Raw genomic sequence first — 2,830 nt, 5'->3', positions numbered from 1 at the left:
ATTATTTCCATTTATCTATTCTCCCATTTTCTTATTTTTTATTCCTAAAATAAATTATTAAAAAATACTGCTTTAAATGAGAAAATATCTCAAAAAAAGCAGCCAAATTTTAAAACTTAACACAATATTTTGATATTTAATTATAACAAGTTACTGTCTCTTGACTCTTCTCCTAATGAAGCATCAATATCTTCATAGTCAATTCCAACTGGAATAGAAGTTAAAACTTTATCAGTAACTTTTGATAGATGAGCATTCATTGCATATGCCGCTCCACTTACAAAATCTATTACTCTTTGTCCCACTTCGTATTCTAAAAATTCCAAACTGAATGTTACAACTTTATTTTCTTTTATTGCATCTGCAATTAATCTTGAATCTTCAAAAACTTTCGGTCTTATAATCGAAACATAGCTTACTTTAGACGATGGCATCTTTACAATTTCCTCCTTTTTTCCTACACCAAAAAGACTTCCTATTCCTTTTTTCTCTTCTGGCTGTTTTTCTTGTTCTACACGATTTACTGCTACTTTTTGCTGAGCTTTAGACTGCTGATTTTGCTGTGGCTGTTCTACTGCCATTTCTTTTCTTTCATCATTTGACAACTCTTCAGATAACTCATCGTCATCATCTTCAATATCATCGCCAAAAAATTCCATTAATTTTCTTTTAAGTCCCAAAGCATAACCTCCTATTCAAATAATTTACTTCCTATTCTAATTATTGTCGCACCATTTTTTAATGCTTCAATATAATCATTCGACATTCCCATAGAGAGCTCGGTAATGTAATTATATTTTTTCTGATACTCTTCTTTCAGCTCTCTCATCTTTAAAAAATAACTGTTTATTTCCTGTTGTGAAGCTTCATACGGAGCCATTGTCATAAAACCTGCTATATTTACGTTACTCATAGAAAAATATTTTTCACTATCTTTTTTAAAGTCTTCAATATAAATTCCCGTTTTGGATTCTTCCTTTGAAACATTGATTTGAATTAATCCGTTTATAACTCTATTATTCTCAATAGCTTTTTTATTTATTTCTTCTAAAAGTTCATAAGAATCAATCGAATGTATTAAATTCACACTATTAATTATATACTTTATTTTATTTTTTTGCAACCTTCCAATAAAATCCCATTTGATATTTTTATATTTTTCATCTGAAAATTCATTTAGCTTATCTCGATAAAGCTGAGCCCGATTTTCACCAAAATAATCATAACCCATATCAATTATAGCCTTATGCTTTTCCACATCAAAATATTTACTAACAAACAAAATTTTTACTTTTTCAGGATACGGTGAATATTTTTTTATATCTTCAAAAATTTTATTATAATTTTGCTGAATTTTTACATTATCAAGTTCCATTCCTGCTCCTTTTGACTTGCTGCATATTTTACAATAACACTATTATAACCTTTTTTTCAAATAAATTCAACAAATACATCATTTGCGAGCAACATTCCTCTTTTGGTCAATCTAAGCCTTATTTCATAAGCATTTCCTACCATATTTTCATCTAAATCTTCATTATTTTTAACTTTATTTTTTATTTCTTTTTCTTTTGTTACAATATTTTTTTCAGCTTTTCCAATATTTTTATCTAAAAATTCAACTTTTCTCACAACAAATTTTTCAAGTAGTCCATTTTTTATAAGTTTTTCAACTTTCTCATCCTCAAAATATTCAATTCCCTCTTTAATTAATCTTAGTCCCAGCATTTTCTTCAATTTTTCACTTTCGATTTCATCTACAATTTCAATTGTATTTTCATCAATCGGCAAATTTCCGCTATCAATCAAATCATAATATTTCTTAAATGTTCTTACATTACTATGCCTATTTCCGCTATAATAGCTAGCAGCGCTCATTCCTACACCAACAAATTTTATATTTCTCCAATATTTCAAATTGTGTCTTCCACTATTTTTCTGTTTTTTCTTAATTATTTCAAAATCTTCCACATTTTTCAATATTTCTTCATTATTTTTAATTTCTGAAAAATTTTGAAAACCTATTTTATTTTCTGAATCACAATTTTCACTAATATTTTTATTTTGCTCAAAATTCCCATCAATCCGTGCAAAATTTGATATTTCGTAATGACAATACCTATTTTTATTAAAAAACTCAATAATCATCTCATACATCTGAGCTTCTACATCCTGATCAATTTCCGACAAAATCCCCTTTTGCAATTTACTCCAGAAAACAGTCCCTTCCTCCCAGATAAGCGAGTAAATTGACACATTTTCAGGCTTTAATTCTTTCAAAATATTCAAATCCTTCTGCAAATCCTCAATACTTTGATTAGGAATTCCAAACATCAAATCCACAGTTATATTCTCAAATCCAGCTTCTCTAGCCATTTTATACACACTTATCGCATCTTCTGAACTATGCTGTCTTCCAATAAATTTCAGAACATGATTCTGAAAGCTCTGTATACCAATACTTAACCTATTTATCCCAATTTCCCGAATTTCCTTCAATTTTTCCAAAGTCATATCCGTTGGATTTAATTCCAAAGTAATTTCAGCATTTTCGCTCCACTCCAGTTCATCCATTATTTCTCCTATCATCTCAACTGGCAATAATGATGGCGTTCCTCCACCAAAATAAATCGTATCATACTTATATTTGGGATACATTCTCATTTCCCTAATCAAATAATCTACATATTTTCTATATTCTTTCTCCATATTAATATACGTACAAAAATCACAATATTCGCATTTTTTGTCACAAAATGGGATATGAATGTATATCGCATCAATATTTTTCTCTTTTATTTTTTCCATACTTTATTCTTTCCACAAATTC

At 28.4% G+C, this 2,830-nt stretch carries 3 protein-coding genes; all 3 read right to left on the bottom strand.

Going from position 1 to position 2,830, the window contains the following annotated elements:
* Positions 1-140 precede the first annotated feature (140 nt).
* From Q0370_RS08850 to hemW, 3 genes are read right to left on the bottom strand one after another with little or no spacing between them, the layout of a single operon-like run.
* Positions 141-680, bottom strand: coding sequence for a cell division protein SepF (locus Q0370_RS08850; protein WP_232052568.1), 540 nt, complete (start codon positions 678-680; stop codon positions 141-143).
* Positions 681-691: 11 nt separating this feature from the next.
* Positions 692-1,375 carry a YggS family pyridoxal phosphate-dependent enzyme gene (locus Q0370_RS08845; protein WP_299574778.1) on the bottom strand — a complete coding sequence of 228 codons (684 nt, stop codon included), beginning with the start codon at positions 1,373-1,375 and terminating at the stop codon, positions 692-694.
* 56 nt (positions 1,376-1,431) lie between these two features.
* Positions 1,432-2,808, bottom strand: coding sequence for a radical SAM family heme chaperone HemW (gene hemW, locus Q0370_RS08840; protein WP_299574775.1), 1,377 nt, complete (start codon positions 2,806-2,808; stop codon positions 1,432-1,434).
* Positions 2,809-2,830 lie beyond the last annotated feature (22 nt).

The sequence above is a fragment of the uncultured Leptotrichia sp. genome, assembly GCF_938036635.1.
Lineage (GTDB): Bacteria > Fusobacteriota > Fusobacteriia > Fusobacteriales > Leptotrichiaceae > Leptotrichia > Leptotrichia hongkongensis.
Note: the sequence above shows the minus strand (reverse complement) of the source record. Positions and strands in the feature narration are given on the sequence as shown.